This is a genomic window from Mycobacterium sp. (genome assembly GCF_052144515.1).
Classification (GTDB): domain Bacteria; phylum Actinomycetota; class Actinomycetes; order Mycobacteriales; family Mycobacteriaceae; genus Mycobacterium.
Map to the genome: position 1 here is coordinate 59144 of NZ_JBKQQD010000427.1, position 20470 is coordinate 79613.

Sequence of the window (20470 nt, forward strand, 5' to 3'; positions counted from 1 at the left end):
CTCAGCGGTCGTTGGCGCTTCAGCGGTCGTTGGCGCTTCAGCGCTCATTGGTCGCCGCCGGCGCGGACGGAAGGCACCACGGGGTGAGATGTTAGCTAATGCGCCCGCCGACCGCGCGGCGAAATCGTCACTGTCCTTGCGCGAGCTGGCGTTCCGTCACCCGCTGGCCACCAAGCGTTAACCTATTGGCCGGAAACCGGATTAGCTACGCAGCGAAAGCCGATGTGAGTGGTCGCGGTGTCCTGCGATTGCGGCGACCGCGCCGCCGGACGGTAGCGGTGGCAGTACTCCGCCGCGCACAAGTGCGAACCGCCTTTCAACGTTTGGCTGACGCTGGGGTCTGCGGGTCCAGACGGTGCGCAACAGGCTTTCGGCGGATGATCGAGCCGGTGGTGTGCGGAAAACTCGGTGGCGGTCCACTCCCAGACGTTGCCGATCATGTCGACCAAGCCGAAACCGTTGGGCGGAAACGTCCCAACCGGCGACGTTCCCACCCAGCCGAGCGCACCGTCGTTGCGGTACGGGAACCTGCCCTGCCAGGTGTTGGCCATCAACTGACCGTCGGGTTTCGCCTCGTCGCCCCACGAATAGGTCCACGTGTCCCCCGCGCCTGGGCCGCGGGCCGCATACTCCCACTCGGCCTCGGTCGGCAGCCGCCGCCCGGCCCACCGCGCGTAGGCCGCGGCGTCGGGATACGCCACCTGCACGACCGGGTGATCGGCTCTGTCCGCGCCGGTGCTATCCGGGCTGTCCGGCCCGAACGGGTGGCGCCAATTCGCACCCGGTACCCAGTCCCACCACTGCCGCCAGTCGCGCAGGTCGACCGGGCCGGCGGTGGGGCGGAAAACCATGGCGCCCGGGCACAGGTCGCCTGCGTCTGCCCCCGGGTAAAGCGCCGGGTCGATCGGCTGCTCGGCGACCGTCACATAGCTTGTGGCAGCGACGAATTCGGCGAACTGCGCGTTGGTCACCGGGTGCCGCTCCACCGCGAAGGAACCCACGGTCGCCGTGTGGATCGGCGCCTCTTCGGGGTAGAAGCTCGTCGAGCCCATGCGGAATGATCCGCCTGGCAGGTCAATTAGCTCGGTGAGCACCACTTCAGGGTATGACGCCCGCGGGCCGGCTGAGGCCATAACCCGTTCACCTGATGTTTGTTTGCGGGTTGGTCCGATAGCTGTAAATGTCGACGTGTGTCGAAATAGGGGTGACGTGGGCGTGTGCCCCGACACCGAGCTCGCCGCCTACGCCGGGCGCCACCGTGGTCGACGAGACGGGCCCGTCTCACCGTTGTTGCTCTCAAGGAGGCAATCGACGTGCAGCACTCACGCCCACGTGTCGCGATGAGCTTGCTGGCCGCGGGTGCGCTGGCGCTTTCGGCATGCAACCAAGACCACGCGACCCTGTCCTATACCAGTGGGGTCAAGGTGGACTGCGGCGGCAAACAGACCCTGGCCGCCAGCGGCTCCACCGCGCAGGCCAACGCGATGACCCGGTTCATCGACGCCTACAAGAAGGTGTGCCCCGGGCAGTCGCTCAACTACACCGCCAACGGCTCGGGCAACGGGATCAGCGAATTCCTCGCTGGCAAAACCGATTTCGGCGGATCGGACACACCCCTGTCCGGGGACCAATACCCCGCCGCCAAACAGCGATGCGGCGGCGCCGACGCCTGGAACCTGCCCGTGGTGTTCGGGCCGATGGCCATCACCTACAACATTGCCGCCGTCGACTCTTTGGTGCTCGACGCGCCCACACTGGCCAAGATCTTCAACGGCACCATCACGCGCTGGGACGACCCGGCCCTCACCTCGCTCAACGCATCCATGCCGGCAGAGGACATCAAAGTCATTTACCGCAGCGACGCATCCGGCACCACCTACAACTTCCAGTCCTACCTGCAGGCCGCATCCGGCGGAGCGTGGACTCAGGGCGTAGCCAAGACGTTCAACGGCGGCGTCGGCACCAGCGCCCAAGGCAACAAAGGCACCTCGGCGCTGGTGAAAACCACCGAGGGCGCGATCAGCTACAACGAATTGTCATTCGCGCTCGAGCAAGGGCTGTACGCCGCCGAGATCAAGACCCCGGCAAGTCGCAGGTCGCTACGCCCAGTACGGATCGGCACCGACACCGTCGGCAAGACCATCAAGGGCGCCAAAATCACCGGCCAGGGCAACAACCTCGTGCTCGACCTTTCGTCGTTCTACAACCCTGCCCAACCCGATGTGTACCCGATCGTCTTGGCCACCTACGAGATCGTCTGCTCCAAGTACCCCAACCCCGAGGACACCCAGGCGATCAAGTCATTCCTGCAGACGGCGATCGGTCCCGGCCAGATCGATCTCAACAAAGCCGGCTACATCCCGCTGTCGCCCGACTTTCAAGCACGAGTCTCGAGCGCCGTCGACGCCATCACCTGAGCCGACTTGCCGCGCTATCGGTTCGCTTTCGGCTGCTTTCGATCCCGTTGCCGCCACCAAGCGAGGATGAACAGCGTCATGGCGACGACCAGACCTATCAACACCCACAGCACTACGGCTTGGTCGATCCACGAACCAGGTGGCGGATTACCCGGCAAGAAGTTGCGCAGCGGCATGACGGCGAACAGCATCGCCGCATACCACGTGCCGAACGGTGGCAAGAACGTCGTCCTGCCCAACACCATCGGAATGGCCAGCCACAATGCCAAAACGGGCAAGGTGACAAGTATCAGGCAGATTCCCAGGTCGAAGATCAGCGGCCCCTTGGACCTGTGCAATGTGATGATCACGTTGTCGAGGCTGTTCGGGTTCTCGGTGTCCTCGGCGTCGTGGACGCGACGGACGTTCACGTCCCAGCCGTCCAACGATCCGGTGACTTCGATACGGGCCCATACCTTGTTCTGGTAACCCCCGGTGAAGACCAGACCCGAGATCTCATCGGTGGTGTAGGTGTCGAATGGCCAGTTACCCGCATCGCCGTGCGCCACGATCGTGGTGGCCACCTGCGCGGGCGCTTTTCCCTTGGGGTACTGCAGGTCTCCGAGGTCAGTCTCGGGATACAGGCGTACGGCGGCATCGGCGGTCAACACGCTCGAGCTTTGGTCGACCAAGGAGTCCTGCGGGGTGACAAGCACGTTCACCGACAGTCGATTCGCGACAGTCTCCAGCTTCTCGACGCGCAACTGAACAATGCTGTCCTCTTTCTGGTACTGGCTCACGTCCACGGCGGGGAGCTTGGGCCCGGATTTGGCCAGCAGATGGACCCCAACCAGCGATAGGACATAGACAGCAACGACGGCCAGCAGAATGCCGAGACCGACTGCGATACGCCGTCCTTGCGACTCGGTTTTCACCGGCGCGGTCGCCGGTTCCGGCGGAGGCGCCGGCGCTGGCGGTGGCGGCGCAGGAGTCCCCGCCGTCATCGGTCGCCACCGTGAACCCTTGGAGGCCAAAGGCCATCGGACCACCGCACCACCGGGAGTAACAGCACGGGGTCAGGCTAGCAGTCGGTGGCACTCAGGCTGGGGCTTTTCACGGTATGACGACGGCGAATTCCTGCATCAACGTGGATTTCGCGGCATCGAATCCCGCCGCACCCGCCGGCCCCTGCAGTTGGATCGCGACCAGATACTTTTTGGTGTTGGTCCAGATGTGGGTCAGGCGGTCGGCGAAGTCGAAAGTGCCCGAAGGGCCTTGGAAGAATGTGCCGGTCAGCTGCTGGCTACTGTAACCGCAGAACTGAGCCGCCGCGACCGTGAATTTGACGCCCGGCCGCGAATCTCGCATGTCCAAGGCATATTTCAAGAATGCCCCACCGGGCTTGAGGTCGGTCGCAGCGATGATCACGGCGCCGGATATGCCGTCGGGACCGGTCAGTGTCAGTGCCCGATCACCGGTGCCCGCAACCGAGCTCCAGCCGTCCGGCAGGCTTCACCGTGAGCCTGGGCGCCGCCCGGTCGGGCACCCCGGCCACGGTCAAGCGACCGCTACCCGTGGGCGACGGGAAGCACGCGAGCGCGTTGGGTGGGCTGTGATCGGGCAACGTCGTCACGACACCGGGCACCGGCTCCGCCGGGTCGGAGGATGGTTGCGGTGCCCCTGACACCGACGCCGATACCGACGCCGGTGTCGTCGACGAGGCCGTCGGGCTGGACGGCGTAGCGCTCCCGCCCGTGGTCTTCTCGCAGCCCACCACCACACCAACCACCAGGCACGTCCATCCGAGGACGGCGCAGAAGCCTCTCGCGGGTGATTCAGTCGCGCGAAAAGGCAAGCGCGAGTTCTCTTTCCAGGTCTTCATACGGCTTGCCGGAGATGTCGACGGTGACCTGCGCGATGGTGCCGCCGGTGAATCGGAAGGGCGCTTTGTAGCGTCGGGAAACTTCCGAGCCGGTGTTGCGCCCCACCATGACGCTGGCACCGGCCAACGCGAACGTTCCCGGTTGCGTCGTCATATCCGGCAGCGACGCGACCGCGGCCTCGTCGATGAACAGCGTGCCCTCACCCAGCGGCGTGTGGCTGTTCTCCACGGTTCCGGTCCGCGAAAACCGAACGCCGAAGAGGTGCCTGCCCAGCGGCACCGCGCCGGGCGACGAGATCAGTTGCTCGCGCTCACCGAGGAAGTTGTACACGTAGTGCAGCCGACCGTCCTGGATGAACAGGACGTGCCCGCCGTGCGCGCAGCCGTGTTTGAAGAGCACGCCTTCGGCGCCGGTGGTATCAATGGTCACGTCGGCCACCACAGCGTAGGACTGACCGCGGGGTTCGACGGCGGCGCCGGTGCCGACCTCGGCGGCATCGGGATAGTAGGTGAAAGACTGCCGGTCGGCGCCCAGGTAGGGCCGGAACCGCGTCAACGTTTCGAAGATGTTCAGATCCGCCAGCGGTAGGCCGTTGTACTTCGCTGCCTCGGAAAACCACAGCGCCTTTAGCTCTTCCAGCTTGTCGGGTTGCTCGGCAGCCAGGTCGTGGCATTGGCTGCGGTCGGCTTCGATGTGGAAGAGTTCCCAGCGGTCGGCATCGAAATGCGACCAACCCGCGGGTGTGGCCGCGTGGATGGTGTTGGCGAACCAGCCCCGGTGCCAGATCCCGCGAGTTCCCAGCATGGTGTAGAACTGGGTGTCCTTGCCGGTGTCGGCGGCCGGATTGTCAAGGGCTGCTTTGAAACTCACACCGTCCAGCGGCTTCTGCGCGATGCCCTGCACGGTCTCCGGCGGGGTGATGCCCAGCAGGTCGTAGACGGTCGGGGTGATGTCGCAGACGTTGACGTAGTTGTCGCGAACCTCCCCGTGCGCCGCAATACCGTTGGGCCAGGAGACGATTGCCGTGTCGGCGATACCGCCCTCGTGCGAGGCGTACCGCTTGTACAGCTTGTACGGCGTGTTGAAGGCCATCGCCCACCCGATCGGGTAGTGGTTGTAGGTCTCGGGGCCACCGAGCCGGTCGAAGTACTTCATGCTCTCCTCGACGGTGTCGATGTATCCGTTGAAGAACTTGCCCTCATTCACCGACCCGTTGGGCCCGCCCTCGCCGCTGGCCCCGTTGTCGGAGATCACCACGATGATGGTGTTGTCCAGCTGACCGGATTCTTCGAGATAGTCCAGGATTCGGCCGATCTGGGCGTCGGTGTAGCTCAGGAAGCCGGCGAACACTTCGGCCATCCGGCTGAACAGCTTCTTGTCCTCATCGTTGAGGGAGTCCCAGGGCCGCACGGTGTCCTGCAGTGGCCACGGCTCGCCTTGCGGGCCTTTGACGTCCAGATACGGGTTGACGGGCGACAGCTCGGTGTCCGGAGGCACAATTCCCATCGACTTCTGCTTTTCCAGCACGATGTCGCGGTAGCGCTCGTAGCCCATGTCGAAGCGGCCGGCGTACTTGTCCGCCCATTCTTTGAAGACGTGATGCGGTGCGTGCCCGGCGCCGGGGCAGACGTAGCTGAACCACGGTTTGTCGGGCGCGATCACCTTGGCGTCGCGGATGAATTCGATGGTCTTGTCGGCGAGGTCCTTCGACAGGTGGTAGCCGTCCTCGGGAGTGGCCGGCGGTGTGATCGGGTGGTTGTCGTACACCAAGTCGGGGTACCACTGGTCGGTCTCCCCGCCCATGAACCCGTAGAACCGTTCGAAGCCGCGCGACGTGGGCCAGTGCCGTTTCGTGGAGGCCAGATTCGACTCTTCCAGCGGCGTCAGGTGCCACTTGCCGACGCAGTAGGTGTTGTAACCACGTTCGTTGAGCACCTCCGACAGCAGCGCGGTGTCGTCCGGGATGCGGCCGTTGCAGTTCGGGAAGCCGTCGGTGAACTCTTCGATGGTGGCCATGCCCACGGTGGTCGCGTTGCGACCGGTCAGCAGCGACGCCCGCGTCGGTGAACACAGTGCGGTCGTGTGGAATTGCGACAGCCGCACACCACGATCGGCAATCCTCGTCATGGCGGGCATCTCGACCAGACCGCCGAAGCAGTCCCACGTCGCGATGCCGGTGTCATCCCACACCAAATAAAGGACGTTTGGCGAATTCTCGGGCGCTGTCGGCGCCGCGTACGGACCCCAGTCAGGCTCCGAATCACGAATATCCAGCTCGATCTTGCCGTTAAACCCCGCCATCGCTCACTCCGCTCTCACGTCCCCGGACACCGCGTGCAGATTACACCGGCGAAGCCACACCCACGCCAACAGTCACAAAAGCCCCGACACGCTTGGCGTGCGAGGGCTTTTGGTGGGGGTACCTCCCGCTTGCGGGGGACTGTTCGCCGGTACTTACTTGGCCTTCTCGAGAATCTCGACGAGCCGCCAGCGTTTGGTCGCCGACAGCGGACGTGTTTCCATCAGCGAGACGCGGTCGCCGATGCCGGCGACGCTGTTCTCGTCGTGCGCCTTGACCTTCTTGGTGGTCCGGATGATCTTGCCGTACAGCGGGTGCCGCATACGGTCTTCCAGCTCGACCACGATGGTCTTTTGCATCTTGTCGCTCACCACATAGCCGATGCGCGTCTTGCGCCGGCCGCGTGGCTTCGGGGTGGCCGGAGTGTTCTTGGGGCCTTTATCTTTCGGCGCAGCGTCTTTGGTCGCGGCGGCCTTCGGCGCGGCGGCCTTGGACGCGGCCTTCTTAGGGGCCGCCTTCGTCGCCTTGGCGGCTTTCTCGCCGGTGGTAGCTTCTGCCATCACGATTCCTTCTCATCGGAGCCGCCGGGACCGGACGCCAGGCCCAGTTCTCGTTCCCGCAGGACGGTGTAGACGCGCGCGATCTCCTGCCGCACGATGCGGAGCCGGCGGTTGTTGGTCAGCTGGCCAGTCGCTATCTGGAAGCGCAGGTTGAACAGCTCCTCCTTGGATTCGCGCAGCCGCTCGGCCAGCTCCTCGTCGGTGAGCTCACGCAGTTCGCCTGGGGACACTCCCACTGCCATCAGAACTGCTCCTCTCGGGTCACGATGCGTGCCTTGATCGGCAACTTGTGGATCGCGCGGGTGAGCGCGGCCCGGGCGATCTGCTCATTGGGGTAACTGAGCTCGAACAGCACCCGGCCGGGCTTCACGTTGACCACCCACCATTCCGGCGAGCCCTTGCCCGACCCCATCCTGGTCTCCGCGGGCTTCTTGGTCAGCGGTCGGTCGGGAAAGACATTGATCCACACCTTGCCGCCACGCTTGATGTGGCGGTTGATGGCGATACGAGCCGACTCGATCTGCCTGTTGGTGACGTAGGCGTGCTCAAGGGCCTGGATACCGTAGTCGCCGAAGTTCACCTGCGTGCCACCACTGGCGATGCCGCGCTGGCGTGGATGGTGTTGCTTGCGATGCTTGACTTTGCGGGGAATCAACATGATTCAGCTCTCCGTGCTCTGCGGTTCGAGGGCCGCCGTGGCCCCATCATCTGAGGCAGGAGCGGCAGCGGGCGCAGCGCTTACAGTGCTTTCATCGCCACCCGCGGCCCGTCCGGCTTCGGTGCTGGTCGCCGTGGTGCCCGACGCACCACTGCGGCGCGGACGCGTACCCGACGGCCGCTCACGGCGCGGACGCTCGGCGCCCGCTGGGGCCGCGGCCGCCAATTCGCGCTTGCCACCGACGATGTCGCCCTTGTAAATCCACACCTTCACGCCGATCCGGCCGAAGGTGGTCTTGGCCTCGTAGAGGCCGTAGTCGATGTCGGCGCGCAGCGTGTGCAACGGAACCCGACCTTCGCGGTAGAACTCCGACCGACTCATCTCAGCGCCGCCGAGACGGCCCGAGCACTGCACCCGGATGCCCTTGACGTTGGGCTGACGCATCGCCGACTGGATGGCCTTGCGCATCGCGCGGCGGAACGCCACCCGGTTGCTCAACTGTTCGGCGACGCCCTGGGCCACCAATTGTGCTTGCGATTCCGGGTTTTTGACTTCGAGGATGTTGAGCTGGACCTGCTTTTTGGTCAGCTTCTCCAGATCGGCACGGATCCGGTCGGCCTCGGTGCCACGCCGCCCGATGACGATGCCGGGCCGAGCGGTGTGGATGTCCACCCGCACCCGGTCGCGGGTGCGCTCGATCTCGACGTCGGCGATTCCCGCGCGCTCCAGACCGCTGGACAGCAGCCGACGGATCGCGACGTCTTCCTTGACGTACTCGGAGTACTGCTTGTCGGCGTACCACCGCGACTTCCAGTCGGTGGTGATGCCCAGCCGGAAGCCGTGCGGATTGATCTTCTGGCCCACTAGTCTGAGCCTCCCTTCGCTTCAGAAGTCTCAGAAGCCTTGGCTTCGGGACTAGTCGCAGCCTTTTTGGCCGGCGCCTTCTTTGCGGGCGCCTTGGCCACAGAAGTCCCCGCCTTCTTGGCAGGCGCTTTCTTGGCGGGCGCCTTCGTCGCCGCCTTCTTCGCCGCGGAACCAGGCACAGCCTTCGCCGCGGCCTTGCTGGCCTCGGCGCGGCGAGCCCTCGTCGACTTCACCGACCGCTGATCCTTGGCGGGCCGGCTTTCCACGATCACCGTGATGTGGCTGGTGCGCCTGCGGATCCGGAAGGCGCGCCCCTGGGCGCGCGGCCGGATGCGCTTGGCGGTCGGGCCCCCGTCGGCGTAGACCGTGGCCACCACCAAGGTCGCCGGGTCGAGTCCGTTGTTGTTCTGGGCGTTGGCCGCGGCACTCGCGATCACCTTGGCGACCGGCTCACTGGCGGCCTGCGGCGCCCAGCGCAGGATGTCCAGCGCGTCGGCCACCGACCTACCACGCACCAGGTCGATCACCCGGCGCGCCTTTGTCGGCGACACCCGGACGAACCGCGCTATGGCAGTCGCCGACGGGAATTCAGTGGTGGTCATCGCCGCTTGGCCTTCCGGTCGTCCTTGATGTGTCCCTTGAAGGTGCGGGTCGGCGCGAATTCACCAAGTTTGTGACCCACCATCGACTCGGTGACGAACACCGGGACATGCTTGCGTCCGTCGTGCACGGCAAAGGTGTGGCCGATGAAGTCCGGAATGATCGTCGACCGGCGCGACCAGGTCTTGATGACCTGCTTGGTGTTCTTCTCGTTCTGCACGTCGACCTTCTTGAGCAGATGGCCGTCGACGAACGGGCCCTTCTTCAGGCTGCGAGGCATGGTTGGCTACTCCTGGACTTCCTAGCGAGAGTGCTTCTTGCCGGTGCGCCGGCGTCGGACGATGAGCTTGTTGCTCTGCTTGTTCCGGTGGCGGGTGCGGCCCTCGGGCTTGCCCCACGGGCTGACCGGGTGCCGGCCACCGGAGGTCTTGCCCTCACCACCGCCGTGCGGGTGGTCCACCGGGTTCATGACGACACCACGGACCGAGGGGCGCTTGCCCTTCCACCGCATCCGGCCGGCCTTACCCCAGTTGATGTTTGCCTGCTCGGCGTTGCCCACCTCGCCGACGGTCGCGCGGCAGCGCACGTCGACGCGGCGGATCTCACCGCTGGGCATACGCAGCGACGCGTAGGTGCCCTCCTTGCCGAGCAGCTGGATGCTCGACCCGGCCGACCGCGCCAGCTTGGCGCCACCGCCCGGCCGCAGCTCCACGGCGTGGACCAGGGTACCGGCCGGGATATTGCGCAACGGCAGGTTGTTGCCCGGCTTGATGTCGGCGTTGGCGCCGGATTCCACCACGTCGCCCTGCGACAAGCCCTGCGGCGCAATGATGTACCGCTTCTCGCCGTCCAGAAAATGAAGCAACGCAATATTTGCGGTGCGGTTCGGGTCGTACTCGATGTGTGCGACCTTGGCGTTGACCCCATCTTTGTCATTGCGGCGGAAGTCGATCACCCGGTAGGCGCGCTTGTGACCACCACCCTGGTGGCGGGTGGTGATGCGGCCGTGTGCATTGCGGCCGCCATGACTGTGCAGCGGGCGAACCAGCGACTTCTCCGGCTCCGTACGGGTGATCTCCGCGAAGTCGGACACGCTCGCGCCGCGACGACCGGGGGTCGTCGGCTTGTACTTGCGAATTGCCATGTCTAATCAGATCTTTCTCTCGCGCCCGACTAGGACGGCGCTCCGAACAGGTCGATCGGCTTGCTGCCCGGCGCCAGGGTCACGATGGCGCGCTTGGTGTTCTTGCGCTTGCCGAATCCGGTCCTGGTGCGCTTACGCTTGCCCTGGCGGTTCGCGGTGTTCACCGATGCGACCTTGACGGAGAAGATCTTCTCGACGGCGATCTTGATCTGCGTCTTGTTCGAATCGGGGCGCACCACGAACGTGTACACGTTGTCGTCGAGTAGCCCGTAGGACTTCTCCGAGATGACCGGGGCCAGGATGATGTCGCGGGGATCAGCGATGGTCGCCATCAGGCCGAAACCTCCTCGGACTTGGTTGTTTCCTTGGTTGTTTCCTTGGTTGTTTCCTTGGTTGTTTCAAAGGTCGTTTCGGAGGCCGTTTTGGCCGCGTTAGCGGATATGTAGGCGTTGAGGGCTTCGACGCTGAACACCACGTCGTCGGCGCGCAACACGTCGTAAGTGTTGAGCTGGTCCGGCGACAGGATGTGCACACCGGGCAGGTTGCGCACGCTCTTCACACCGGTCTCGTCGCTGCGGCCGATGATGACCAACACCTGCTTGCGATCCGTCAGCGTGCCCAGAAACTCCCTGGCGCTTTTGGTCGACGGCGTCTGACCCGCCACCAGCTCGGTGACCGCGTGGATGCGTCCGTTGCGTGCGCGGTCCGACAGCGCACCGCGCAACGCCGCGGCGATCATCTTTTTGGGTGTGCGCTGCGAGTAGTCGCGCGGCTTGGGACCGTGCACGGTGCCGCCGCCGGCGAACTGCGGGGCCCGCGTCGAGCCTTGCCGGGCGCGACCAGTCCCCTTCTGCCGGTAGGGCTTCCGACCTCCGCCGCTGACCTCGCCGCGCGTCTTGGTGGAGTGCGTACCCTGCCGGGCCGCCGCCCGCTGCGCGGTGACCACCTGGTGCATCAACGCGATATTGGCCGGGGCATCGAACAATTCGGCCGGCAGCTCAATGGAACCGTCGACCTTGCCGGCCGGCGTCTTGACGTCAATCTTGAGGATCTTCTGATCCGTCTTCTCGGCTGCCATTAGCTCTCACCTCGTTTGATCGCGCTACGGACCATGACGAGTCCACCGGTGCGGCCGGGAACCGCACCCTTGATCAGCAGCACGCCGTTCTCGGCATCGACCTTGTGCACCAACAGGTTCTGCGCGGTCACCCGGTCGTTGCCCATACGGCCGGACATCCGAGTCCCCTTGAACACCCGTGCGGGGGTGGAACATCCGCCAATGGACCCGGGACGGCGGTGGACAGCCTGGGCGCCGTGGCTGGCACCCTGCCCGCTGAAGCCGTGCCGCTTCATCGTGCCGGCGTAACCCTTGCCCTTGGAGGTGCCGGTCACGTCGACGTAGCTGCCGTCGGCGAAGATCTCGGCGGTCAACTCCTGGCCGATCTCGTATTCGGCCGCCGCGTCCGGAGTTTCCAGACGCAACTCGGCCACGTGGCGACGCGGATTGACACCAGCAGCGGTGTACTGACCGGTCACCGGTTTGTTGACCTTGCGCGGGCTGATCTCCCCGTAGGCCAACTGCACAGCGCTGTAGCCGTCGCGCTCCGGGGTGCGGATGCGGGTCACCACGTTCGGCCCCGCCTTGACCACAGTCACCGGAACGACCCTGTTGTTCTCGTCGAACACCTGCGTCATGCCCAGCTTGGTGCCCAGAATGCCTTTTCTCGCCATTGCCCTGGATCTCCTACTGGATGTTGACGTCGACACTGGCCGGCAGATCGATGCGCATGAGGGCGTCAACGGTCTTCGGCGTCGGATCGAGGATGTCGATCAACCGCTTGTGCGTGCGCATTTCGAAGTGCTCCCGCGAGTCCTTGTACTTGTGCGGGGAGCGGATGACGCAGTACACATTCTTTTCGGTCGGCAGCGGCACCGGCCCTACGACGCTGGCACCGGTGCGGACGACGGTCTCGACGATCTTGCGCGCCGAGGCGTCAATAGCCTCATGGTCGTAGGCCTTAAGCCTGATGCGGATCTTCTGTCCCGCCACGCTTCTCCTACCCTCACTCTTCTTGAGGCCCGTGTCCGGGCCTGGTGCCCCCGGCGCGCCAATCGGCCCGCCCAAGTCTGGGCCGATCTAGCGTCGCGCCGGATACTGCGCCGCTGTTTACCTGTCGTGGTCCAACCGGCCCCCGCGCTCGGGTGTGTCACCCGCACGCAGCCTTGTTCGCGACCGAAAATGAGTCGCGCTCCAAGGATGAGACCGGACGCGCCCGTGTGGACGCTGGTCGTATGCCCAACCAAGCGCAAACCTGGCGCAAGGCAACCTGAACAGTATGCCTCAGATCACCGTGACCGCCAAATTCCTGGCCACAGTTCTGGCCACACTGGCGACCGTGCGGCCCGTGCCGCCCGCGATCACCGAACTCACCGGCCCGTAAGGGTTGTCAGCTTTTTCTCGAACGGTCCGGTCAGAGCTGCCAGACGAGTTCCGGATTGCTTCGAACGTGGGTGTAACGAGCCCCTTGGACCCTCAGCGCAGATCCTGTTCCGGCGCGCCGGCATTCTGCGTGTTGCCGGACCAGGTGCCGTACCGCCGGGGCGGCACCCGCGGTCTTGTGGTTGAACCGCAGAGATGCCAGCTCGGTCCGGGAGTTGCTGTGCGCAGGGCGCTGCTGGCCGGAGCGGCAATCTGCCGCCCGGCGGGCGCGTAACTGGTGATCGGGACGGCCGTGTCGGCCACCGTCTCTGCGCAGTCCAGAGTGTTGGTGGCGCAAGTGGGGCGCGGCGCCGGGGGCGCGGTGCAGCACAACGGCGTGCTTGGCGTTGGGTGACGAAGTGCCCAGGGCGGCGTGGGCCGCAGCGGCGAACAGGACTAACAACGCAGCGCCGGCCGCAAGCAGAGCCAGGAAGCCGGCGACGCGCGCCGCGACGGCGGCCTTGGGGCTGAAGGTGCTGGTCATGGATGTCCTTTTCTCGAGGCGCCGCGGTGGCGGTTTGGTGCGTCGAGAAAAGGCTCTGAGGTGGCTCTATAAAAATTCTTGAAGAAATCTTGTCGTGCAGGTAGGGCCGACAGGCTCGCGAAACAGCCCTCGTCAGAACGGTCAGTGGGCCAGCGCGATGAGCCGGGCGGGCCCCGTCTTCACCGGGCCCTATGCGCCACAGCGCTGCTGGTCACTCGGGCTGACGCCGGCACACCGCACCAATAGAGGTCGCCGCCTTGCCAGCCGGGAAAGCCCTTTAACACCGTCTGCTTGAGCAAGCCCGGCGCCTGCGAAACCAGCTGGATCGAGTCACCCACGGCCGTCGACGGACCCGGGCTGGGGTTGACCGAGGTCGTCTGGCCGTTTTTCAGGCCATAGCTCACGGCGGTGACCGCGAGCGTCAGCTGCGTATCGTCACCCGACACCACCCCCAGCGTGTCGGTCTCCGAGCAGGCGGCCTGTCCCTGACTGCACGGGCCCACGTCCAGGCCCGCGAAGAGGGTGGCCGTTGTCGCAGTGATGTCCAGGGTCGAGACGTGGCGCTGCCAGTGGCCAACGAACCGGGCGCTGGCCGTCCCCGATGGACTGATCGAGCCTGTCGGGCCGGAACTGGCGCTTGCCGTGCTGGCCACCGGTGGACTTGAGGGGGCACCCGTGGTCGAGGACGAGCCCGTACCGGACGTATTCTTCGAGCACCCCGCCGCAGCCAGCGTGACGATCCCAGCGACGGCGATGACCAATCCGGACTTCACCACCGAGACGCGTGCTGTCATTCGGCTGCCCCTTCAATCGCTTGCAACCACGCCGCTGGCGCAGTCGACCGATGTGATACGCCTAAAAGATAAGCCGTTTCATCAGCGCCTGAAAGTGGTCCGGGATATTCGGTCGCGACCTGGTGTCAGGAGTACCGAACGGGCCTAAGCTTACGCCGGAGCCGCACCGCAGCGGCGGGTGATAGGGAGGACGTCATGAACACAGCTTCAAGTCTGACCGCCACGTTGGTCGGCGCGGCACTGGCCGTGTCCCTTGTCGGGTGCTCGAATTCCGGCACGACCACGAGTTCCACCACACCCACCGCTTCCACCACGACCACTACAGGGCAATCCGCGTCGCTGTCGAGCTCGTCGGCGACCACGTCCGCATCGCCGGTGCCCCAGGCCACCACGAAAGGGTCGGCGGGCGGCATCGACGTCACCATTACCGCGCCGGGGCCTACGGCGGTCCGGCCCGGCGGGGCGCCCATGCCCTTCAGCGTCACGCTGCTCAACACCACGACCGCCAGCATCGCCCAACTGGGGATGGTGGTGTCGCTGGGTCACTGTTCGTGCAATCCGTCCGGCGCCGCGATGATGCCCGCCGGGACGATGCAGCTGCAAAGCTCCGACACCAACGCGTGGGTGACGGTGCCGTATGTCGCCGAAGGGACCGGGACGGATTTCCTCGCCCAACCACTCCTCGCGCCGCTTACGCTCGCTCAAGGGCAAACCATCACCTACCAACTTCAGCTGCAGCTCAACCCAAACCAGAATTTCACCGTCAACCAAGGTGCGTCCGCCGTGGACGTGACGATGACCAACGTCACCACCAACACCCCGATCGGCGCCAGCCCCACGGCATCACTCCCCATCAGCGTCGGACCGTAGCCGGGCAGCCAGCACATCGAGGATCGGACCTGCCCTGGGTCATTAGCGTCAGTAGGTTTGTCGTCATGACATGACCGGTACCCGCAGCACCTACAGAGCATGGAAAACGCTTTCCGCCCGCCCCGGCGGCACCCGCCTGTTCTCGGTGGCGGCGGTGGCACGAGTCCCCTATTTCGCCTCGATCCTGCCGCATGTTGTGCGGATGGAGCCGGGCCTGGCCGAAGTCACAGTGCCCAACTGGTTTTTCGTGCACAACCACTTGCACACGGTGCACGCGATCGCTTCCTGCAACGCCGCCGAAATGGCCATGGGCATGTTGATGGAGGCGACGGTGCCGCCTAGCCGCCGCTGGATCCCGAAAGCGATGACGGTGCAGTATCTGGCCAAAGCCACCACATCACTGCACGCGCAGGCCCGGCTGGACCCGCCGGATTTTTCGCAGATCACCGAAGGTGCCGAAGTGGTGGTACCGGTACGGGTGACCGACCGCACCGGCACCGAAGTGGTCCACGCGGACATCACGAGCTGGGTTACACGGGCATCCCGAGGCCATGCGCGCGCACTAGCCTAGCGCTCGCTCAAGTACCTGCCGACTCGATACTCGCCCCGGTGGTGCGGGTGTTTCGACCGCGCCGAACATGCCGGACATAGAGGAAACCGTCGACGGCGGCGTACGCGCAGTCGCGGTAATCGAATTCCGGGAGCGTGGACAGGCGCCCAAGCACCAGCGGGCCGATCAACAGGGCGGCTGCGGTGCCGTCGCCGGCCCATCGCTCCGAACCACCTGTGTACGCAGGGATCTCGATTGGCCCCTCGGTCCTGCAAAAACGCCTCGGGGGAACCGGAGATCGCGTTACGCTGCGCTTCGAACACGTTCGCCAGGGGGGACGGCGAGCGATGTCTCGGACTGGCTGGGGGATCCCACATGTCATACGTGATCGCGGCACCGGAGTATGTGGCCGCCGCAGCATCGGATTTGGCGAACATCGGTTCGTCGCTCACCGATGCCAACTCAGCAGCGTTAGGCCCCACGTCAAGCGTGTTTGCCGCCGGTGCCGACGAGGTATCGGCGGCCATCTCCGCATTGTTCAACTCACACGCGCACGTCTACCAGGCGCTCAGCGCTCAGGCGGCGCAGTTCCATCAGCAATTTGTGCAGCTCATGAGCAGCGGAGCGTCCGAGTACGCCCTGACCGAGGCCGCGAATGCCTCGCCGCTGCAGAGTGTCGAACAAGGCGTCCTCGGGGCGATCAACGGACCCAGCCAGGCGCTGACGACCACGCAGCCGCTGGTCGGCAGCGCGGCGTCGGCCGGTTCGGCGGTGGCGGGGGTACCGGCGGCCACCGCGGCCACGGCGGGGCCGACGGGTGGCTCGGTGCCGGCCGTATCGGCGGCACCGCTGGCGACGGCGGTTCCGTCGGCGTCGCCAGTTCCGTCGGCGCTCGTTCCGGCCAGCACGCCGGCAGCAGCGGCGCAAGCGGTGGCGCCGACCGGGTCGGCGGCACTGGCACCTGCGGGCACGCCGGAAGCGGCGGTGCCGGTGGAATCGGAGGTCCCTGCGGTAACGGGGAGCCCGGCGTCAGCTATCACGCCGGAAGCGGCAGTAGAGGCAGGAGCGCCGGCATTTTCTCCGGCAGCGGCACTACCCGCCGTGTCACTAGCCGGCACACCGGTGGCGGCGGCGCCGACGGTTGCCCCACCGGCAGCGGCTGGGCCAGCGGGCAATCCCAACGAGCAACCGGCGGCAACACCCGCGTCGGCGGCACGGGCAGAGTAGTCGGCTTCACACAACGAATTCCGCCGCACGGTGTGCGAGCATCACGATCGTTGCGTGCGGACCACGGCTGGGGACTACCGGCAGGACCGAGCCGTCGATGACCCAGAGGTTATCGATGCCGCGGACCCGACACCGTTGGTCGACAACGGCTTTCGGATCATCGTCGACGCCCAGCGGGGCGGTGCCACACAGGTGCTGCGACGTAGACCACACGGCTGGACCGATATGCGTTGTAGCACAACATAATTCGCGCGCCAACTCACTGGCTTGCCGTAGCAGCGCGACGTCTTCCGGTTCGCTGTCGTAGCGGTGCTCGATCCGCGGCGGCACCCCCGGATCGGACGAGACCAGGGTGATGCATCCCCGCGACCGCGGCCGCATGAGCGCCGCCCCGATATGCGGCCAGTCGCGATGCCCCGGGGTGCCGTCGGCCGTCATCGCCACGAAACCACCTGTGTACGGCCGGATCTCGATGCCATCGTCGGTGCTCAGCACCACCTCCAACACGGGACGGTCCGCGGCCACCGCCCAGCCGGTCGGCATTACCCATTCCGGGTGGTCGCTGCATCTCGTGCCGACCGGCAGCGGCGCAACCACGTCAACGCCGGCCGCCTTCAGCATCGCCTCGTCACCGACACCGGAGAGCATCAGCAGGTGTGCCGACTGAATCGCTCCGCCGCACAGCACAATTCGATCGGCCGTCAAGGTCACCAATCCTTCGGGGCCGATCGCGTCGACACCCACCACGGTTGCCGCGGAGAAACGCAGCCGCACCGCCTGCATCTGCGTCAGCAGCGTCAGGTTGGGCCGGCTCAGTGCGGGTATCAAAAAGCCGGCCCCCGCTCCGGTGCGCACGCCGTCAACGATGTTGAGTGGGATCGCACCCACCCCCGACGGCATTTCAGGACCAACGTCGTTGAGGTCGGCGATCCACGGAAACCCCGCGCGCTCGGTGGCGGCCACGAAGCTTTCGGTGGTACCGGTCATGTCGTGTGTGCGGCGAACCGGGATGGGGCCGCTGTCGCCGTGGGCGGGGGTGCCGAAATCCAGGTCCGTCTCGATAGCACGGAAGTGATCCAAGACGTCGGACCACGCCCACCCGGGCACGCCGATGCGATCGAAGTCCCCGGGCAGCCCGCGGCAGAAGTAGCCGCCGTTGACCGCGCCGGAGCCGCCGACCGTCGCCCCGCGCACAATGGGCAACTGGCGGACCGGTCGATCGGTGAGCTTCGTCAGGTAACGGTGGACCAGGGGGCTGTCCACCCCGATCGGCAGTTGCAACCCATTGACGGTCCGTGCCAGCAGCCCCGGGTCGGTGAGCCCGGGCCCGGCCTCGAGCACGGTCACGGTACGACCGGGATCGGCGGAAAGACGTTCGGCAACAACCGATCCAGCACTGCCGGCACCGACGATCAGCACATCGCTGTGCGAGACGGCTTTAATCAAGGCGAGTCAAGGCGGCGGCTAAGTCCGAATCTGGGGTTTGAGCGCGCGAACGTTGCGTTCGCGCACCACGCCCCACCACAGGCCGATGCCGTAGGCCAGGTCATCGACCCGCTTCAGCAACAGGTAGGTCAGCAGTCCGATCGGTTCGGCATCGTCGCCGGTGGCATCCCTGCGGCTAAGCCAGTCCACCACGCCGTCCATGACGGCGGCGACCAGCACAACCCGTCTGCAGTGCCGCGAGACTACGGCCGCCAGCAAAGCCAGCGGCCAGTAGTGCCGGCAAATGGCCGAGGCCAGTTGCAGCGCCGCTGACCACAGGCCGCGGGTGGCGACCTCGACAACATCGCGTAACGAAGTCTCGGAGCTGCGCATGGCCCTGGCGATCCGTCGACCGGTCAGGAAGGCGACCACCAGCGATGCCAGCTGACCGATACTCGTTCCGACGGCCATCAGAATCCAGACCATCAGTGCCCAGCCGGAGATCACCACCGGGGCGGTCTTGTCCGGGTGACGCACTGACAGCGGAGCCGCCGAGCCGCCATAGAACGCCTTGCGCGCGATCCAATCCCGTAGTTCCGTGCGGTGATCGTGGGCGACCTGCGCGATCGGCTCGTAGCGCAGCCGGAAGCCTCCTTCAATCAGCCGCCAGCACAGGTCTACGTCCTCGCCGGACTGCAGGGTCTCGTCGAACCCGCCGACGTCATGAATGGCCGACCTGCGACAGATGATCGCGGCGCTGGGAACATAGGACACCGTGCTGTGCGGTAACACCGGCGCTTCTCGCTGACCGAGGTCCAGCGACGAGTGCACCGCCTCATAGCGCGCTACCGCATTCTCGCTTTGCGACAGCCCGATGATGCGCGGGGCGACCAGGGCGACGGTCGGGTCGCAGAAATGACCGAGCAGCGCCTCCAGCCACCCCCGCCGGGGCGCGACGTCCGAATCGAGGAATGCGACGAAGTCGGTGGTGCAGGCGGCCAGACCCGTGTTGCGTGCCGCCCCCGGCCCCTTGCTGCGGGGGTGGCGCAAAACTTCGATATCGCAGTGTGCGCCGATGAAGTCCTCCGGCTCGATGGGGCACGTCGAACCGTCGTCCACGACGATGACGCGCAGCCCGCGCAGTGAGCTCACCAAACGGCGCACGCCAGAAGTGTTGTCCCGCACCGGAATAACCACGGTCACGTCGCGGTGTGAAGGGCCACCCGCGGGGCGGGGATGCGCCACGGTGGCGTCTAGCAGGGTGCGCGCAAGTTGGGCACTGACCTCGTCGCGTACCTTCAGCCGGCCATCGGACAGCATGTCCTGGGCGGCGGGAGCCAGCCTCAGCAGCCGGGTGGGTGAGCCACCGAGCAGGGCCGAGCCGTCGCCGAGCACCCGCACACGGCGATCGACCTGAACGGCGAACCCGTCAGGCAGTCGAGCTTGAGTCATGTCAGCATCCCGTCGGGACCGGGCGACCACCGCGCGACTCGACGCGTGCACCCGTCGACCATCTCGTCGAGGATGCGTTTGCCCTCGACTGCCGTCGCGGTCGTCGGGTCCCCCAAGACGCCGACCCGGCTCACCGACGCGACTCCCCCGCGCCGCATGGACGGGAGCAGTTCGGGCAGTGGCGCGCCGTTACCGGCGAGCCACCGATCGGTCAGGACGTCGTCCGGCGAAATATGGAGCAACACCGATGTTTCGGTATGCCCGGCGTGGGCGTCGCCGCCGACGGCGGTACACGGGCACCACCCGACGTCGCGACCCTCGGCGCGAAGCCGGCTCACCGCGCGGGCCAGCGCATCCACATTGCCGCCGTGACCATTGACGAAGACCAGGCGGCCGGCCCAGCAGGCCGCCGACCTGCCGTACTCGACCAGCAGCAACGTCAGGGCCTCGGTGCCGATGGAGATCGTGCCGGCAAAATCCTGGTGCTCACCGCTGGCTCCGTAGGCGATGGCCGGTGCCACCAGCCAGTCGTGCTCGAGCCGGACTCCAGCGCTGCGGGCGACTGCCGTCGCGATCCGGGTGTCGGTATCCAGCGGCAGGTGCGGACCGTGTTGCTCGGTAGAGCCCAGTGGGACCAGCAGTGACGGCGGCACGGTGGATAGCTCGATCGACGTCGCATTCCCCAGTTCGCCGCGTACGGGCACTCGCCGATGGTAGGACGAATTCACCTGGTGTGCACCAATTGTTGCACCATCCATTTAGTATTTTTTATCGCCAGACGATTG

At 65.9% G+C, this 20470-nt stretch carries 25 protein-coding genes and 1 pseudogene; 4 read left to right on the forward strand and 22 right to left on the reverse strand.

Annotated features, from left to right (window positions below; translation table 11 throughout):
• Positions 1-182: 182 nt before the first annotated feature.
• On the reverse strand, positions 183-1094 hold the full coding sequence (locus ACLP9N_RS28965) for a formylglycine-generating enzyme family protein (RefSeq protein ID WP_442410620.1): 912 nt from the start codon (positions 1092-1094) through the stop codon (positions 183-185).
• 246 nt (positions 1095-1340) lie between these two features.
• Between ACLP9N_RS28965 and pstS the strand changes: the two genes are divergently transcribed.
• Complete coding sequence (gene pstS / locus ACLP9N_RS28970; RefSeq protein ID WP_442410621.1) at positions 1341-2417, forward strand: phosphate ABC transporter substrate-binding protein PstS; 1077 nt, start codon at positions 1341-1343, stop codon at positions 2415-2417.
• Positions 2418-2431: 14 nt separating this feature from the next.
• Here pstS and ACLP9N_RS28975 read toward each other — a convergent pair whose 3' ends face one another.
• From ACLP9N_RS28975 to ACLP9N_RS29055, 17 genes are all read right to left on the reverse strand, one after another.
• Positions 2432-3400 carry a DUF4436 domain-containing protein gene (locus ACLP9N_RS28975; RefSeq protein WP_442410581.1) on the reverse strand — a complete coding sequence of 323 codons (969 nt, stop codon included), beginning with the start codon at positions 3398-3400 and terminating at the stop codon, positions 2432-2434.
• Between the two features lie 109 nt (positions 3401-3509).
• Positions 3510-3824: a hypothetical protein gene (locus ACLP9N_RS28980; protein WP_442410582.1), complete on the reverse strand. Its 315-nt coding sequence runs from the start codon at positions 3822-3824 to the stop codon at positions 3510-3512.
• Between the two features lie 43 nt (positions 3825-3867).
• Entirely contained in the window at positions 3868-4185 is a 318-nt protein-coding gene (locus ACLP9N_RS28985) for a hypothetical protein (protein WP_442410583.1), read from the reverse strand.
• A 46-nt stretch (positions 4186-4231) separates the two neighbouring features.
• Positions 4232-6580: an arylsulfatase gene (locus ACLP9N_RS28990; RefSeq protein WP_442410584.1), complete on the reverse strand. Its 2349-nt coding sequence runs from the start codon at positions 6578-6580 to the stop codon at positions 4232-4234.
• Between the two features lie 153 nt (positions 6581-6733).
• Positions 6734-7141, reverse strand: a complete 408-nt coding sequence (gene rpsQ / locus ACLP9N_RS28995; protein WP_442410585.1) for a 30S ribosomal protein S17 — start codon at positions 7139-7141, stop codon at positions 6734-6736.
• Complete coding sequence (gene rpmC, locus ACLP9N_RS29000) at positions 7138-7380, reverse strand: 50S ribosomal protein L29 (protein WP_442410586.1); 243 nt, start codon at positions 7378-7380, stop codon at positions 7138-7140. The genes rpsQ and rpmC overlap by 4 nt, the downstream gene beginning before the upstream one ends.
• Entirely contained in the window at positions 7380-7796 is a 417-nt protein-coding gene (gene rplP, locus ACLP9N_RS29005) for a 50S ribosomal protein L16 (protein ID WP_442410587.1), read from the reverse strand. Before rplP ends, rpmC begins: the two co-directional genes overlap by 1 nt.
• A gap of 3 nt (positions 7797-7799) precedes the next feature.
• Entirely contained in the window at positions 7800-8660 is an 861-nt protein-coding gene (gene rpsC, locus ACLP9N_RS29010) for a 30S ribosomal protein S3 (protein WP_442410588.1), read from the reverse strand.
• A complete protein-coding gene (gene rplV, locus ACLP9N_RS29015) occupies positions 8660-9262 on the reverse strand; it encodes a 50S ribosomal protein L22 (RefSeq protein ID WP_442410589.1) in 603 nt (200 codons plus the stop codon). Before rplV ends, rpsC begins: the two co-directional genes overlap by 1 nt.
• Positions 9259-9540: a 30S ribosomal protein S19 gene (gene rpsS / locus ACLP9N_RS29020; protein WP_066951921.1), complete on the reverse strand. Its 282-nt coding sequence runs from the start codon at positions 9538-9540 to the stop codon at positions 9259-9261. The genes rplV and rpsS overlap by 4 nt, the downstream gene beginning before the upstream one ends.
• A 21-nt stretch (positions 9541-9561) precedes the next feature.
• Complete coding sequence (gene rplB / locus ACLP9N_RS29025; protein WP_442410590.1) at positions 9562-10404, reverse strand: 50S ribosomal protein L2; 843 nt, start codon at positions 10402-10404, stop codon at positions 9562-9564.
• A gap of 29 nt (positions 10405-10433) precedes the next feature.
• Positions 10434-10736 carry a 50S ribosomal protein L23 gene (rplW, locus tag ACLP9N_RS29030; RefSeq protein WP_442410591.1) on the reverse strand — a complete coding sequence of 101 codons (303 nt, stop codon included), beginning with the start codon at positions 10734-10736 and terminating at the stop codon, positions 10434-10436.
• The gene (gene rplD / locus ACLP9N_RS29035) at positions 10736-11482 is read right to left on the reverse strand and encodes a 50S ribosomal protein L4 (protein ID WP_442410592.1); all 747 of its coding nucleotides are present in this window, start codon (positions 11480-11482) and stop codon (positions 10736-10738) included. The genes rplW and rplD overlap by 1 nt, the downstream gene beginning before the upstream one ends.
• Positions 11482-12135, reverse strand: coding sequence for a 50S ribosomal protein L3 (rplC, locus tag ACLP9N_RS29040; protein WP_442410593.1), 654 nt, complete (start codon positions 12133-12135; stop codon positions 11482-11484). The genes rplD and rplC overlap by 1 nt, the downstream gene beginning before the upstream one ends.
• Positions 12136-12148: 13 nt before the next feature.
• Positions 12149-12454, reverse strand: a complete 306-nt coding sequence (gene rpsJ / locus ACLP9N_RS29045; RefSeq protein ID WP_003873519.1) for a 30S ribosomal protein S10 — start codon at positions 12452-12454, stop codon at positions 12149-12151.
• Positions 12455-12875: 421 nt separating this feature from the next.
• Positions 12876-13367: a hypothetical protein gene (locus tag ACLP9N_RS29050; RefSeq protein WP_442410594.1), complete on the reverse strand. Its 492-nt coding sequence runs from the start codon at positions 13365-13367 to the stop codon at positions 12876-12878.
• A gap of 179 nt (positions 13368-13546) precedes the next feature.
• Positions 13547-14161: a hypothetical protein gene (locus ACLP9N_RS29055; protein WP_442410595.1), complete on the reverse strand. Its 615-nt coding sequence runs from the start codon at positions 14159-14161 to the stop codon at positions 13547-13549.
• A gap of 195 nt (positions 14162-14356) precedes the next feature.
• On the opposite strand from ACLP9N_RS29055, the gene ACLP9N_RS29060 reads away from it, so the two are divergent.
• Complete coding sequence (locus tag ACLP9N_RS29060) at positions 14357-15031, forward strand: hypothetical protein (RefSeq protein ID WP_442410596.1); 675 nt, start codon at positions 14357-14359, stop codon at positions 15029-15031.
• A 70-nt stretch (positions 15032-15101) separates the two neighbouring features.
• Entirely contained in the window at positions 15102-15602 is a 501-nt protein-coding gene (locus tag ACLP9N_RS29065) for a hotdog fold domain-containing protein (RefSeq protein WP_442410597.1), read from the forward strand.
• A 7-nt stretch (positions 15603-15609) separates the two neighbouring features.
• Here ACLP9N_RS29065 and ACLP9N_RS29070 read toward each other — a convergent pair.
• Positions 15610-15783: pseudogene (locus tag ACLP9N_RS29070) on the reverse strand (TetR/AcrR family transcriptional regulator); the annotation flags it as partial.
• A gap of 173 nt (positions 15784-15956) precedes the next feature.
• On the opposite strand from ACLP9N_RS29070, the gene ACLP9N_RS29075 reads away from it, so the two are divergent.
• A complete protein-coding gene (locus tag ACLP9N_RS29075) occupies positions 15957-16808 on the forward strand; it encodes a PE domain-containing protein (protein WP_442410598.1) in 852 nt (283 codons plus the stop codon).
• A gap of 6 nt (positions 16809-16814) precedes the next feature.
• Here the strand turns inward: ACLP9N_RS29075 and mftG are convergent, their stop codons facing one another.
• The 3 genes from mftG to mftE are packed head-to-tail and all read right to left on the reverse strand — an operon-like array spanning position 16815 to position 20413.
• Entirely contained in the window at positions 16815-18254 is a 1440-nt protein-coding gene (gene mftG, locus ACLP9N_RS29080) for a mycofactocin dehydrogenase MftG (RefSeq protein WP_442410599.1), read from the reverse strand.
• A gap of 18 nt (positions 18255-18272) precedes the next feature.
• Positions 18273-19685 (reverse strand): mycofactocin biosynthesis glycosyltransferase MftF, encoded by a 1413-nt coding sequence (gene mftF / locus ACLP9N_RS29085; RefSeq protein WP_442410600.1) that lies wholly within the window; start codon positions 19683-19685, stop codon positions 18273-18275.
• Complete coding sequence (mftE, locus tag ACLP9N_RS29090; protein ID WP_442410601.1) at positions 19682-20413, reverse strand: mycofactocin biosynthesis peptidyl-dipeptidase MftE; 732 nt, start codon at positions 20411-20413, stop codon at positions 19682-19684. The genes mftF and mftE overlap by 4 nt, the downstream gene beginning before the upstream one ends.
• Between the last annotated feature and the right edge of the window lie 57 nt (positions 20414-20470).